At 37.1% G+C, this 13,800-nt stretch carries 10 protein-coding genes, 6 tRNA genes and 4 pseudogenes; 17 read left to right on the top strand and 3 right to left on the bottom strand.

Annotated elements, in window-relative coordinates:
* Window positions 1-310 precede the first annotated feature (310 nt).
* From AC0VZ4_RS16235 to AC0VZ4_RS16210, 6 genes are all read left to right on the top strand, one after another.
* Window positions 311-386 (top strand) — tRNA-Phe (locus AC0VZ4_RS16235).
* 71 nt (window positions 387-457) lie between these two features.
* Window positions 458-533 (top strand) — tRNA-Thr (locus AC0VZ4_RS16230).
* A gap of 55 nt (window positions 534-588) precedes the next feature.
* Window positions 589-664: transfer RNA gene (locus tag AC0VZ4_RS16225), tRNA-Phe, on the top strand.
* A 57-nt stretch (window positions 665-721) separates the two neighbouring features.
* Window positions 722-797 (top strand) — tRNA-Thr (locus tag AC0VZ4_RS16220).
* 67 nt (window positions 798-864) lie between these two features.
* Window positions 865-940: transfer RNA gene (locus AC0VZ4_RS16215), tRNA-Phe, on the top strand.
* 102 nt (window positions 941-1,042) lie between these two features.
* Window positions 1,043-1,118 (top strand) — tRNA-Thr (locus AC0VZ4_RS16210).
* A 333-nt stretch (window positions 1,119-1,451) separates the two neighbouring features.
* On the opposite strand, the pseudogene AC0VZ4_RS16205 reads toward AC0VZ4_RS16210, so the two are convergent.
* Window positions 1,452-1,916: pseudogene (locus tag AC0VZ4_RS16205) on the bottom strand (IS5 family transposase); the annotation flags it as partial.
* A gap of 209 nt (window positions 1,917-2,125) precedes the next feature.
* On the opposite strand from AC0VZ4_RS16205, the gene AC0VZ4_RS16200 reads away from it, so the two are divergent.
* The 6 genes and pseudogenes from AC0VZ4_RS16200 to AC0VZ4_RS16175 all read left to right on the top strand — a co-directional run.
* A complete protein-coding gene (locus AC0VZ4_RS16200) occupies window positions 2,126-2,341 on the top strand; it encodes a hypothetical protein (RefSeq protein WP_475440169.1) in 216 nt (71 codons plus the stop codon).
* Between the two features lie 3 nt (window positions 2,342-2,344).
* Window positions 2,345-3,145, top strand: a complete 801-nt coding sequence (locus tag AC0VZ4_RS16195; protein ID WP_475441673.1) for a nucleoid-associated protein — start codon at window positions 2,345-2,347, stop codon at window positions 3,143-3,145.
* Complete coding sequence (locus AC0VZ4_RS16190) at window positions 3,145-4,320, top strand: hypothetical protein (RefSeq protein ID WP_475440168.1); 1,176 nt, start codon at window positions 3,145-3,147, stop codon at window positions 4,318-4,320. Before AC0VZ4_RS16195 ends, AC0VZ4_RS16190 begins: the two co-directional genes overlap by 1 nt.
* Window positions 4,321-4,336: 16 nt before the next feature.
* A complete protein-coding gene (locus AC0VZ4_RS16185; RefSeq protein WP_475440167.1) occupies window positions 4,337-5,242 on the top strand; it encodes a restriction endonuclease in 906 nt (301 codons plus the stop codon).
* A 14-nt stretch (window positions 5,243-5,256) separates the two neighbouring features.
* Complete coding sequence (locus AC0VZ4_RS16180; protein WP_475440165.1) at window positions 5,257-5,745, top strand: hypothetical protein; 489 nt, start codon at window positions 5,257-5,259, stop codon at window positions 5,743-5,745.
* An 88-nt stretch (window positions 5,746-5,833) separates the two neighbouring features.
* Window positions 5,834-6,511, top strand: a pseudogene (locus AC0VZ4_RS16175) (IS256 family transposase); the annotation flags it as partial.
* Between the two features lie 9 nt (window positions 6,512-6,520).
* Here AC0VZ4_RS16175 and AC0VZ4_RS16170 read toward each other — a convergent pair.
* The gene (locus AC0VZ4_RS16170) at window positions 6,521-7,780 is read right to left on the bottom strand and encodes an IS256 family transposase (protein ID WP_475439694.1); all 1,260 of its coding nucleotides are present in this window, start codon (window positions 7,778-7,780) and stop codon (window positions 6,521-6,523) included.
* A 97-nt stretch (window positions 7,781-7,877) separates the two neighbouring features.
* Between AC0VZ4_RS16170 and AC0VZ4_RS16165 the strand changes: the two are divergent.
* The 5 genes and pseudogenes from AC0VZ4_RS16165 to AC0VZ4_RS16145 form a co-directional block, all read left to right on the top strand.
* Window positions 7,878-8,468, top strand: a pseudogene (locus AC0VZ4_RS16165) (IS256 family transposase); the annotation flags it as partial.
* Window positions 8,465-9,391: an AAA domain-containing protein gene (locus AC0VZ4_RS16160; RefSeq protein ID WP_475440164.1), complete on the top strand. Its 927-nt coding sequence runs from the start codon at window positions 8,465-8,467 to the stop codon at window positions 9,389-9,391. The pseudogene AC0VZ4_RS16165 and the gene AC0VZ4_RS16160, both read left to right, overlap by 4 nt.
* An 88-nt stretch (window positions 9,392-9,479) precedes the next feature.
* Entirely contained in the window at window positions 9,480-10,739 is a 1,260-nt protein-coding gene (locus AC0VZ4_RS16155) for an IS256 family transposase (protein WP_475439694.1), read from the top strand.
* Between the two features lie 27 nt (window positions 10,740-10,766).
* Window positions 10,767-10,949 (top strand): annotated as a pseudogene (locus AC0VZ4_RS16150) (AAA domain-containing protein); the annotation flags it as partial.
* 63 nt (window positions 10,950-11,012) lie between these two features.
* Entirely contained in the window at window positions 11,013-12,137 is a 1,125-nt protein-coding gene (locus tag AC0VZ4_RS16145) for an AAA domain-containing protein (protein WP_475441672.1), read from the top strand.
* A gap of 217 nt (window positions 12,138-12,354) precedes the next feature.
* Here AC0VZ4_RS16145 and AC0VZ4_RS16140 read toward each other — a convergent pair whose 3' ends face one another.
* On the bottom strand, window positions 12,355-13,473 hold the full coding sequence (locus AC0VZ4_RS16140) for an ISAs1 family transposase (RefSeq protein WP_475439871.1): 1,119 nt from the start codon (window positions 13,471-13,473) through the stop codon (window positions 12,355-12,357).
* Window positions 13,474-13,800: the final 327 nt, after the last annotated feature.

The following is a 13,800-nucleotide window of genomic DNA, read 5'->3' as shown; positions in this document are numbered from 1 at the left end:
CGATAAGTCCTTATCGTATTTATCTGAGTAATCGTAACACCTAAAAAAAATAATTCACTACGTTTTTAGTCTGGTTTCAGTGTATTTATATGCTACATCAACTTTTGTTGTAGGAAAAATAAACATTATTAATAAAAAATGTACGGGGTTGGCTGAAAACCGTGCAAACGGTTATAAAGGATAAAAAAAAAGTTGACTTGTAAGGGCAAAACTCGTTTAATACGCCGCACGCCCAGATGGCTCAGTCGGTAGAGGTGAGTGGGAATTGCATTAAAAATCATTTAAGATTTTTAATTAGCACTGTTTAAGTGCCTCGATAGCTCAGTTGGTAGAGCAGAGGATTGAAAATCCTCGTGTCCCTGGTTCGATTCCGGGTCGAGGCACCATTTATTAAAGTAGTGGTGTTTAATCAACAGTTTAAACATTATTACGCGTGCCTTAGCACACAGTTTTGTGTGCCGACTTAGCTCAGCTGGTAGAGCAACTGACTTGTAATCAGTAGGTCAACCGTTCGACTCGGTTAGTCGGCACCATTTATAAAGCTAAAAGTTAAATAATTATTTTACTTTTAGTTAGCACAGTTTATGTGCCTCGATAGCTCAGTCGGTAGAGCAGAGGATTGAAAATCCTCGTGTCCGTGGTTCGATTCCGCGTCGAGGCACCATTTACTTTAAGTTCTCAATCTTTAAAATTGAACGTGCCTTAGCACACAGTTTTGTGTGCCGACTTAGCTCAGCTGGTAGAGCAACTGACTTGTAATCAGTAGGTCAACCGTTCGACTCGGTTAGTCGGCACCATTTATTTACTAAACTAGTTTAGTAAAAAGTTAACTTAGAAAATTTAGTTAACTAGCACAGTTTATGTGCCTCGATAGCTCAGTCGGTAGAGCAGAGGATTGAAAATCCTCGTGTCCGTGGTTCGATTCCGCGTCGAGGCACCATTTATTGAAAAGCCTTGCTTATGCAAGGTTTTTTTATTTTAAGTGCTTTATAAAAGTTCTCAATCTTTAAAATTGAACGTGCCTTAGCACACAGTTTTGTGTGCCGACTTAGCTCAGCTGGTAGAGCAACTGACTTGTAATCAGTAGGTCAACCGTTCGACTCGGTTAGTCGGCACCATTTATTTAAAGCCCCGCTTATTGCGGGGCTTTTTTGTATCTATTGATTGGTTGAATTCTATAGTAGATTTCATTAGTACCAATAAACTCCCATACCCCACCTATTCTGCACGCTATACGTGATTTAACCCTGCCGTACCAATATATTAACAGGCACGAAATACACACCCTTTTGAATCCCCCTGACTAGGGCACTAATTTGAATTAGGGGAAGTGTGCTTGGATTGATTCATTTATCTATAATATAACGTTATATTGGACTATTAGGTTTAATTGATCTAATAAATTATATTTCCTGTAATTTCATCATTAGTGTTCACCACAGCTAGCGCATTTTAATCCCTGACTCTGCATGGACGATATCATGCGTATTTCCACTGGATAACTCATAATAAACGGGCAACCCTGCGCTATATACTGCAAGGTGAATTTTAGTTGAATTGCCATCTCGACTCTTACAGATTTATTCATTGTCAGCGGTTCTTGCGCCGTAGCTATGTTGGTGAGCCCTGACAATACTGCCATCAATGAAGACCCAATCCATGTCCGCATCACGAGATAATACGCGAAACAGTTCATTCAAAATCCCTTTTTTGGACCATAAATTAAACCGTCTATAGAGAGCACTCCAACAGCCAAAATCAGAAGGTAAATCTCGCCATGGAATACCTGTGCGCATCTTATACAGTACGCCTTTGAGCGTTTTTCTATGGTCAGGCTTATTATAAATTCGACCACTTAGGTACATTACTTTAGACAAGACATTCCATGTCGCGTCTGTTAACATTAATTTTGGCATGAGGATTAGGTGTAAGGTTTTTAGGAATTCAATTATACCTTATCTTCATGCTGTTTTTTTCATAACGAAAAGATCAACACGTCCTAATCCAAAAGAAAAAATTACATAAAACTCATATAACATGATGATTATTTGATCTTAAATTATATAGTTTTTAGCTTGCTGCTGTTATATTAACTTTAAAAATAAGATGTAAAAGGAATTTATCTATGCAGATTTTAAATGCAATAGTCCACGAAGTAAAAAAAGAAGAGGACTCTGCCGCGGTTGAAGTAATATTTAGACAAAGTGAAAATGAAATTGACTCTCATGCAGTTGATTTAAGTAAACAATTAACTGGCTTATTTAAAAGAACAGGCCTAAATTCTGGTGGTTTTATCCAACCAGAAGAAGACGAGCAACAACCACAATTTGTAAATCTATAAAATATATATCTCAATGAGTTATCCTTTACTGACTTTGTTAAATTTACACAGTCCGCAACCAAAGAATTTCAAAAACAATTATTTAAAGCACCTACTGCAAAAGGTGGGTGTCTTTGGTTTAATCATTATATACATAACGAAGAACACTTTTTATCTGTGGTTTTATTGAGAAAAAAAGCAGGTTTGGCATTATCTGAAAACCTTACACTTGCTCAAATAGAACAGATTGATCTTGATAAACTTCACATGGCTTCAAGAATAAATTTATCAAATTGGAGCGATGGGAGCTCTAATCGATATATTTCATTTAGAATTGGTAAAAACGCCAAAGACGTAACTAGTTATTTTGCTAAATTTATTGGATGTGAAGAATTTACAAGAGCTAGAATCGATACTCAAAATCTAGTAGCCGTTACAAAAGAATATTGTCAAACTAACGGTTTCGACGATAGTGCTTCGGAAAATATCAAGCAGTTTGTTTTCGACAGATGTACCGAATGGTTAGCAAATGATGAAGCTATATTACTAGAAAATATTTCTACTGCTCTAGATGCATGTTTTCAACCTGAAAATAAAGATACCTTTCTCGAAATTTCACAAAATGAACCATACAGTTTAAATAATGAAATGTCCGTAGAAAAAGCAGCACTAAGATCGCTCACTAGATATATTGGAAAAAATAAAGACCTGTCCATCAGCTTCTCTAGTGATTTACTAAATGTTTCTGTTTTTTATGATACAAAAAATAAGTCACTTAAAATTACAGATATACCACAGTCTTTGATTGATCAGTTGCCAAGCTAATGCTTTCTGAAATATATCATTCATTACAACAACTTTCTGAACAATATAAACTGAAAGTGGATGGTCAGTTTTTGTCAATTAAGTTTGAAGTAACGGGCAATTGTTTTAAAAGATTACCTGATTGCTTAGAAATTGATTCAGTTGAAGTTGATAATGTATTTATTGATGTAAATGAGCTTGAAAAATACAATGGAAAAGTTGCTTTAATAAAACTTATTAAGCCTCAAGGGATATTTCAGTCATGGAAAGAGTTCCTAGATTTCAAGCCGAATCTAATTAAATGCCCCGATAATTTCTATTTGTTAGATGACCATCTAACTTATCCTACAGATGTAATTGAAAGTGAATTAAAACATTATTTAGGTGTTGTAAAATTAGTAGAGCTATTAATAGAACATGCAGATCATGCTGAGCACTTATCTGATGTAGTTGTCAACAAAGTAACTTATTTACATAAGTCGAGAATCGATATTCAGCTACAATATGGAAAGGATGATTTAGTTGATTCGCTAGATGGCATAACAGCAATTTATGCTTATTTTGGTGATAATAGCCATAAAGAGCAAAAAGTAAGTATATTAAAAGAAGCTTTGTTTGGACTAGGTATAGCTAATAACTCAGAAAACAAATTGTCATATTTGATTCAAAACTTCGGAGAATTCTCAAAAAGATTTATAGAAAATTACAATTTGTTTGTAAGTGAGTTTTCATTCGATGAGGTCAGAAAAGAGTACGAAGAGAAAAAGCGAGACTATTTTATAAAATTAGACGAAATATTTTCTTCGGTTCAATCTAAAATGTTAGGCATTCCAATTTCATTGGCTTTAGCATCATTTAAATTAAGTACTATTGTCGATGAAAAATCATTTTGGGCAAATTTATTTCTGAGCATTTCTATCATTGTGTACTCCGCAATGATGATAATGTTGATTAAGAATCAAAAACATTCTTTGAAAGCATTGAAATCAGAGTTCACTAGCCAAATGAACCGATTAAAACATCAATACAGTGAGCAATATGAAAAAATTCAAGGCATGATAACTGACCTTGATAATAGGCATGATTATCAAAAGTCATGTTTAAATTGGTTTTATGTCATGTGCTGCACCTTATTTATAATTGTAATCGCCCTTTTTCTTTGGCACTTACCATGGAAGTTAATTTTAGGCATTTAGTAGGAGCAGTTGTAGCGTGCCCAAAAGAACTAACGAATATCAAAAACTTATTTTAGCAATAAACCAACACCTTGCATCGTCTGATGCAATAGTAACTGAATCAAAAATGCTATGGGCTCCTCTCTCTGAGCAGGATAGAGAGATAGATATTTTAATTGAGGATAATTCAGGTCCTTATAAAGTTACTATAGGTATTGAATGCACAGCGAAGTCTCGCCCAGTAGGGGTTCCAACAATGGAACAACTGATTAATAAACATAAAAGCGTTGGTATTCAAAAAACCGTAATTGTTTCAAAATCTGGGTTTGCAGTATCAGCTAAAAAATATGCAAAAAAAATGCAAGTAGACGCCATATCTTTTGGTCAGGCATTGGCTAAACCTTGGCCTTCATATTTGAATAAAGCTAAAGATGTGAAGTTAAGACTCAATTCAACAACAATTGACGATATTGATTTCAATGTAACCTTTCTAGAAGATTCTGAAAAAGTTGAATATTCGCTAGAAGCCATAGTTTTAACTTATAAAAATGAGAGATTGTTAATTTCAGATTTTGTTTATAATTTGATTTCATCACCTTCAACTCAAAATATTAAAGAAAGCAATATAGTTGATGTTGAAATGACAAATGATGCCTCTAAGCATTATGGTGAATGGGAATTTAAGCGTGAAATAATAATTATTGATAAGAACGGAGTAAAAGCTAAATGCACTAAGATGTCAGCCAACTATACTGTTGCATATTCTTCATCAGCAGAACAACTTAGCTATGAAGATTTTAATAATAAACCTGTAATATACGGTTCAAGTGATAACTTAGGAGCTAAGAAAGATACTAATATAACTGTTACAGCAACAGGTAATAACGAAGGGGTTTCTATGGCTTTTAATATCAGTTCCCGTTCAGGATTAAATTTAAGGTAATGTTTTAACTAATCATGGATGAGAGAAAATTTTTAATATTAGTATTCCAATCGAACAGCTGGCTGGATAAAACAAAAGAACTTTCTTCAATTATTGAAAATGGAAATAAATACGAGGTTTACTTTGGCAAAAGCGATAAAATGTACGCTTATAATAAAGAGAAAGTGCAGTATTTTGATCAACCTACCCAAATAGAGCTGAATAAAAATCTCGTCCGCATTAAGAATAAAGGTACCTCTAAGTGGAATTTTGCACTCTCCTTTGGAATTTATGTGCGCTTATTTAGTGATAAAGAGAAAAGAATAGAACTAACTGAAAACATCGAATTAGTTCCCAACATTGCAGAATATGAAGATACAAAACAATTAATTGATTACTACTACTTTTTAGCTAAATCACTTGAAAATAAAACACCACATTTAAATTTATTTTACGATAAAAAACTAGGTGCCATCCAACCTGAATGTGTCATTAGTAATTTTGTTACGCTAGCGGAGCTATAGTCGTTTCTGGTGTATGAGAAAAAGTCATTGCGATGTAATCTGTTAATTGATCTTGACCAGATCAACAATTAACCAGAGAGACATCGCAATGACTGAAAATGATAATGTTATTTCCATTGAAAAACCAGACAATCCGTTAGAGCAGTTGCTTAAAAGCGGGGCGCAGCAGTTGTTAGCTCAAGCGATTGAGGCTGAGTTGGCTGTTTTATTGGCTCAATACCAGCATGAGACCGTCGAGGGACTTCAGCGGATCGTCAAAAATGGTCACCAGCCTGAGCGTACGATCCAAACAGGCCTTGGTGATATTGAGGTCAAAATACCTAAAGTCAGGGATCGAAAAAAGGAAGGCATTAAATTCAATAGTGCCTTGATCCCGCCTTATCTGAAACGGACAAAAAATATCGAAGAGCTGATCCCATGGCTCTATTTACGAGGAATTTCGACGGGTGATATGCAGCCCGCTTTAGTGTCTCTTTTAGGCGAGCAAGCCAAAGGTTTGTCGGCCAATAGTGTCTCTCGGTTGAAATCCACCTGGGAAACGGAGTATCAGCAGTGGTCTAAACGTTCCTTGGCTAAACGTCGATATGTGTATATCTGGGCCGATGGGATTTACAGTAAAATTCGAATGGATGATAAGCTGTGCTTACTGGTAATTATGGGGGTAGATGAAACGGGCAGAAAGGAGCTATTGGCGGTGGTTGACGGGGTTCGTGAGTCTGAGCAGAGCTGGACTGAAGTGTTAAATCAGTTGCGCTCACAGGGTCTAGAGTTATTGTCAAATCTGGTGTATGAGCTCATCTTGATGCTCTGTTTGATCTTGAGTTATTCTTTCGCCGTCTTTAAATTTTACCCCTGTAATTACTTCAGCCAGTAGCTTAAATCCTCGCAAGCGGTACCATTTTTTCTCTGCCGACTGCGCGAGTTTAAAAACCATCATTAAGGTGGTTGTCCGGCTGCCACAACTCTTCACTTTATGCGTTCTCAGCCTTACCGTCGCAAACGTTGACTCTATCGGATTACTCGTTCTTATGTGCATCCAATGCTCAGCAGGATAATCATAAAATGCCAGCATTTCATCTTTATCCTTCATCAAGCAATCCGTCGCTTTTGGGTATTTGACTGAGTAATTTTTAACAAATAAATCATACGCTTTATAAGCAGAAGCTCGACTCTCTGCCATCCAGATATCTTGTAAATTCGCTTTGATTTTAGGTTGCATTGATTTCGGCACTTTGTTTAGCACATTCGCGATTTTATGCACCCAGCAACGTTGATGTTGGGTTGTTGGCCATACTTTGGTGAGGGCATTCCAAAACCCCAGCGCACCATCCCCTATGGCCAATTTTGGTGGTATTGTTAGACCCTGTGAGCGCAGTTGATTTAACACTTCAGTCCAGCTCTGCTCAGACTCACGAACCCCGTCAACCACCGCCAATAGCTCCTTTCTGCCCGTTTCATCTACCCCCATAATTACCAGTAAGCACAGCTTATCATCCATTCGAATTTTACTGTAAATCCCATCGGCCCAGATATACACATATCGACGTTTAGCCAAGGAACGTTTAGACCACTGCTGATACTCCGTTTCCCAGGTGGATTTCAACCGAGAGACACTATTGGCCGACAAACCTTTGGCTTGCTCGCCTAAAAGAGACACTAAAGCGGGCTGCATATCACCCGTCGAAATTCCTCGTAAATAGAGCCATGGGATCAGCTCTTCGATATTTTTTGTCCGTTTCAGATAAGGCGGGATCAAGGCACTATTGAATTTAATGCCTTCCTTTTTTCGATCCCTGACTTTAGGTATTTTGACCTCAATATCACCAAGGCCTGTTTGGATCGTACGCTCAGGCTGGTGACCATTTTTGACGATCCGCTGAAGTCCCTCGACGGTCTCATGCTGGTATTGAGCCAATAAAACAGCCAACTCAGCCTCAATCGCTTGAGCTAACAACTGCTGCGCCCCGCTTTTAAGCAACTGCTCTAACGGATTGTCTGGTTTTTCAATGGAAATAACATTATCATTTTCAGTCATTGCGATGTCTCTCTGGTTAATTGTTGATCCGGTCAAGATCAATTAACAGATTACATCGCAATGACTTTTTCTCATACACCAGAAACGACTATAGCTCCAGGGTCTAACAATACCACCAAAATTGGCCATAGGGGATGGTGCGCTGGGGTTTTGGAATGCCCTCACCAAAGTATGGCCAACAACCCAACATCAACGTTGCTGGGTGCATAAAATCGCGAATGTGCTAAACAAAGTGCCGAAATCAATGCAACCTAAAATCAAAGCGAATTTACAAGATATCTGGATGGCAGAGAGTCGAGCTTCTGCTTATAAAGCGTATGATTTATTTGTTAAAAATTACTCAGTCAAATACCCAAAAGCGACGGATTGCTTGATGAAGGATAAAGATGAAATGCTGGCATTTTATGATTATCCTGCTGAGCATTGGATGCACATAAGAACGAGTAATCCGATAGAGTCAACGTTTGCGACGGTAAGGCTGAGAACGCATAAAGTGAAGAGTTGTGGCAGCCGGACAACCACCTTAATGATGGTTTTTAAACTCGCGCAGTCGGCAGAGAAAAAATGGTACCGCTTGCGAGGGTTTAAGCTACTGGCTGAAGTAATTACAGGGGTAAAATTTAAAGACGGCGAAAGAATAACTCAAGATCAAACAGAGCATCAAGATGAGCTCATACACCAGATTTGACAATAACTCCGCTAGCGCCACCAAAGCATGAAAAAATCACAACCTATCCCATATTTCCTTTTGGTATAAATCCTTCACAACAAAAAGCAGTTATTAATGCCTTGGAAAGTCAAATTAGCCTGATACAAGGCCCTCCCGGCACAGGCAAAACACAAACTATTCTCAACATAATTACCAACATAATCATGCAAGGAAAAAATGTTGCTGTGGTAGCCGGTAACAATTCCGCAATTGATAATGTTTTTGAGAAGCTAGAGAAAGAGCAAATAAGCTTTATCGCTGCAAGGCTAGGTAATAAGGACTCACAAAAGCAATTTTTTAGTGTTAAAGGGGATCTACCTGAACTTAAAGGTTGGTCAATGGACAGCAACACTGTTTATCATCTTAAAGATCAATTAAACCAAATAAGTAGTCAGATAACTAAGTTACTAGAAGCTAACAATGCACTGGCAGTTATTAAAGAAACCCTAGTACGTCTAGGTATAGAAAAACAATATTTCGATAAATACTTTGATATCAGACCCTTAAACATCAAACGTTTATCATTTATGACTAAATGGAATACCCCTAACCTTTTAAATTTTTTAGCCGATTTTAAGTACCACTCTCAATCTGAAAGATTAAGTTGGCTAACAAAATTTAAATGGTTATATAGATATAAAATTTACAAATTTGGTGATTTAAGGCTACTAAACGAAAATGTCTTTAAAAGCATCATTAGCGAATATTATCAACGTAAAAAAATTGAGCTAGATCAAGAAATAAATGGCTTAGAGCAACTTCTCATTAATGAGAATTATGAAAGCCTTTTACAAAGGCAAACACAACTATCTAACACCTTATTTAAATCATTTATCGCACAAAAATACCAGTCTATTAAAGATAGCAATGTAGACGTAAAGTCTTATAAAAGAGAGCTATAGTCGTTTCTGGTGTATGAGAAAAAGTCATTGCGATGTAATCTGTTAATTGATCTTGACCAGATCAACAATTAACCAGAGAGACATCGCAATGACTGAAAATGATAATGTTATTTCCATTGAAAAACCAGACAATCCGTTAGAGCAGTTGCTTAAAAGCGGGGCGCAGCAGTTGTTAGCTCAAGCGATTGAGGCTGAGTTGGCTGTTTTATTGGCTCAATACCAGCATGAGACCGTCGAGGGACTTCAGCGGATCGTCAAAAATGGTCACCAGCCTGAGCGTACGATCCAAACAGGCCTTGGTGATATTGAGGTCAAAATACCTAAAGTCAGGGATCGAAAAAAGGAAGGCATTAAATTCAATAGTGCCTTGATCCCGCCTTATCTGAAACGGACAAAAAATATCGAAGAGCTGATCCCATGGCTCTATTTACGAGGAATTTCGACGGGTGATATGCAGCCCGCTTTAGTGTCTCTTTTAGGCGAGCAAGCCAAAGGTTTGTCGGCCAATAGTGTCTCTCGGTTGAAATCCACCTGGGAAACGGAGTATCAGCAGTGGTCTAAACGTTCCTTGGCTAAACGTCGATATGTGTATATCTGGGCCGATGGGATTTACAGTAAAATTCGAATGGATGATAAGCTGTGCTTACTGGTAATTATGGGGGTAGATGAAACGGGCAGAAAGGAGCTATTGGCGGTGGTTGACGGGGTTCGTGAGTCTGAGCAGAGCTGGACTGAAGTGTTAAATCAGTTGCGCTCACAGGGTCTAACAATACCACCAAAATTGGCCATAGGGGATGGTGCGCTGGGGTTTTGGAATGCCCTCACCAAAGTATGGCCAACAACCCAACATCAACGTTGCTGGGTGCATAAAATCGCGAATGTGCTAAACAAAGTGCCGAAATCAATGCAACCTAAAATCAAAGCGAATTTACAAGATATCTGGATGGCAGAGAGTCGAGCTTCTGCTTATAAAGCGTATGATTTATTTGTTAAAAATTACTCAGTCAAATACCCAAAAGCGACGGATTGCTTGATGAAGGATAAAGATGAAATGCTGGCATTTTATGATTATCCTGCTGAGCATTGGATGCACATAAGAACGAGTAATCCGATAGAGTCAACGTTTGCGACGGTAAGGCTGAGAACGCATAAAGTGAAGAGTTGTGGCAGCCGGACAACCACCTTAATGATGGTTTTTAAACTCGCGCAGTCGGCAGAGAAAAAATGGTACCGCTTGCGAGGGTTTAAGTTACTGGCTGAAGTAATTACAGGGGTAAAATTTAAAGACGGCGAAAGAATAACTCAAGATCAAACAGAGCATCAAGATGAGCTCATACACCAGATTTGACAATAACTCTATAAAAGAAGCCAAGAAGCATTCGAAGGGTTTGTTAATCGATACCCTATAGTGCTTAGCACTACTGATTCAATTATTAATAACAAAAGTGAAACCGAGCTATTTGATTATTTAATTGTTGATGAAGCATCGCAGGTAGATTTATTGACCGGCTTTTTATCAATGTCATGTGCCAAAAACATTGTCGTCGTTGGTGATTTAAAACAACTTCCACACATTCCTGACAGTTCATTAAACAATATTATAGATCTACGATTTAATGTAATGAATGGCTATAGTTATTTTCACGAAAGCCTATTATCTTCACTAGATAAACTGTTTACTTCAGTACCTAAAACACTTTTAAAAGAACATTATCGTTGCCACCCTAGAATTATCGACTTTTGTAATCAAAAATATTACGACGGTCAATTAATCATAATGACATCTTCTTCAACTGATCCATTCAAAGTCATCAAAACGGAAAAAGGCAATCACGCAAGAAAGCCAGCTTCAGGTAGTGGATTTATTAATATTAGAGAATTAGATGTTATAAATAATGAAGTTTTAAGTGATGAATTAAGATTATCAGAGGTTGATGAAATTGGTTTTATTTCCCCTTATAGAGCACAGGCAGATCAAGCTAAATCACGTCTTGCAATAGCAAATATTGCAGCGGATACAGTACATAAATTTCAAGGTAGGGAAAAGGAAAGCATAATATTTAGTGCTACATCAAACACATTAACTGCATATATGGATAAACCAAATCTTTTAAATGTAGCAGTGTCTAGAGCTAAGAAACGATTCACCTTAGTAACCTCTCAAAACGTATTAAAAAAGCAAGGTTCAAATATCGGTGATTTACTGCGACATATTGAGTATCAATCGTTATCCCCTTGCATTTTTGAAAGTAAAACTATTTCTATTTTCGACTGTTTATACAAAGAATATTCAAATGCTTTGACTGCATTTAGACACAAAATAAAAAGGAATTCTGACTATTTATCTGAGGATATTATGTCCACCTTGTTAGATGATATTTTAAGCCAAAACTTATATAGCTCCTTTTCATATCGGAGAAACTACACGTTAGGCTTATTAATTAGCAATTTATCAATACTCACCAAAGAAGAGCAAAAGTTTGCTAATCACCCGTTTACTCATATCGATTTTTTATTGTTTAATAAACTCGATATGCAGCCAATTTTGGCGATAGAAGTAGATGGGTATGAATTTCATGAGCTTAATGAGAAACAGAAGATTAGGGATAATCACAAAAACAATATTTTAGCGAAGGTATCAATACCACTACTGCGATTATCAACTGTTGAGAGCGGAGAGAAAGAAAAGATAGAGAATGCACTCAATTGCATATTGGATTTACCTGTAGATATCGGAGAGCAGTAAATCAATCTAATTATAAATAAAAATATGAAGCTAGGGTAAAGATTGAATAATCAGTGATATTTGGATCAACAGGTCGATTATTCAAAACTACAAAATATGGATCAGTCAGTTTTTATTGGTTAATTATTGAAATTTACAAACTGATTTTTAATTTGATAATTACCACATTAATCTCACAATTAGTACAATAAATCCAGGGCAAGAGCATGAAAAAAGTCTATGCGTTCAGTACCTTTTCAAGGTAGGCTGTACTGCGCATAGCTTTTTTCTGTTTTGCGGGCATGCCTTTACTAAAGCTTTTTTCTGCTTTTAGCTGATTAAATGCGATGTGTCTCAGCCCCGCAAATACAGGTGCTGCACCTTCGCGCCTAATTCGACACTCATCTTCTTTAAATCCTACATCTAAACGCCAATGTAATCCATTTTCTATTTGCCAATGTTGTCGTGCTCCTCTCGCGAGTTCTTCCGCTGTTAAATTCGCTGAACTAATATAGTATCTATAGCATAACTCATTGCTTAATTTACCTTTTTCTTTCCTATAAGAAACAATAACACCCACTGTTTTTACACCCTCCCAGTGTATCGTTTCTGATAAACTGCTCACGTTATGGCTCACTGCACAGCACCTAAATTCTTCTCTATTTTTTTGATAATCGACTTCGTTAAACAAGAGCCCATCAGATGCTTGTCGTGCTACCTCAGGTAATAACACATCTTCTATTTGTGACAGTAGCTTTTTATGGTTTGCTTTTACCGCAAGTAAGTAATCGGCTTCTTTACCAACTATTTTTTTTGCAATTGATTTTTGACACCCCATAGCGTCAATCGTTACTAAGCAGCCTTTTATCTCTAATAATTCAAGCAGCTCTGGCAACGCTTTTATTTCGTTCGACTTTTTATCAACTGGGCATTGTGCCAAAACAACACCATTTTCGCATGCAAATGCACTGATCATATAAAGCGCATCGCGCCTATCTGACTGATTAAATGAACCTTTCAATCGTTTACCGTCAATAGCAACTACACCGCCTTGAGTTAATTTGGAGCAGGCTTTCATCCAAGAAGAAAAGGAATCTTGGAATTGCGTCATGTCAATACGGCTCATTACACGAGCAATTGTGTCATGGCGAGGGATCCCTTGTTCAAGAAGAACATATTTTCTGAGCCAATCTAGTCTATCATGACCAAAATCTTCAATCTCTTCCCAGCCCTGACAGCCTGAAACAACAGCGCTAACAGCTAAGAATATGATATCAAATAGTTTATGAACAACTTTACCTTGTTGGCGAGGGTCGTCGATTGATTCGAAATATTTAAATAGCTGAATGTTAGACATGGGGATGCTCCTTAAAAAAGGAGTATAAGATCATACTTTTAAGTCAAGGTAAAGTTCGTGATCTTGCCCTGACAATAAATCGGGTTGAAAACGATAGGGCCATTATTATACTTCAATAAATTATTCATATAGTTAATCCGCATGACCAGTGGTTTTACTGATACCACGTAACTGACTTTTAATCAGCAGGTCAACCGCTCGAGTCGGTTAGTCGGCACATTTATTTAAAGCCTCGCTTATAGCGGGGCTTTTTTGTTTTTGTATATTTAATCTCTTAAACACATTACAAAAAATTAATTTTTTATTGTTAAAAATTGCTGATCATTT

The organism is Pseudoalteromonas sp. QJM3NY_22 (assembly GCF_056173065.1).
Note: the sequence above shows the minus strand (reverse complement) of the source record. Positions and strands in the feature narration are given on the sequence as shown.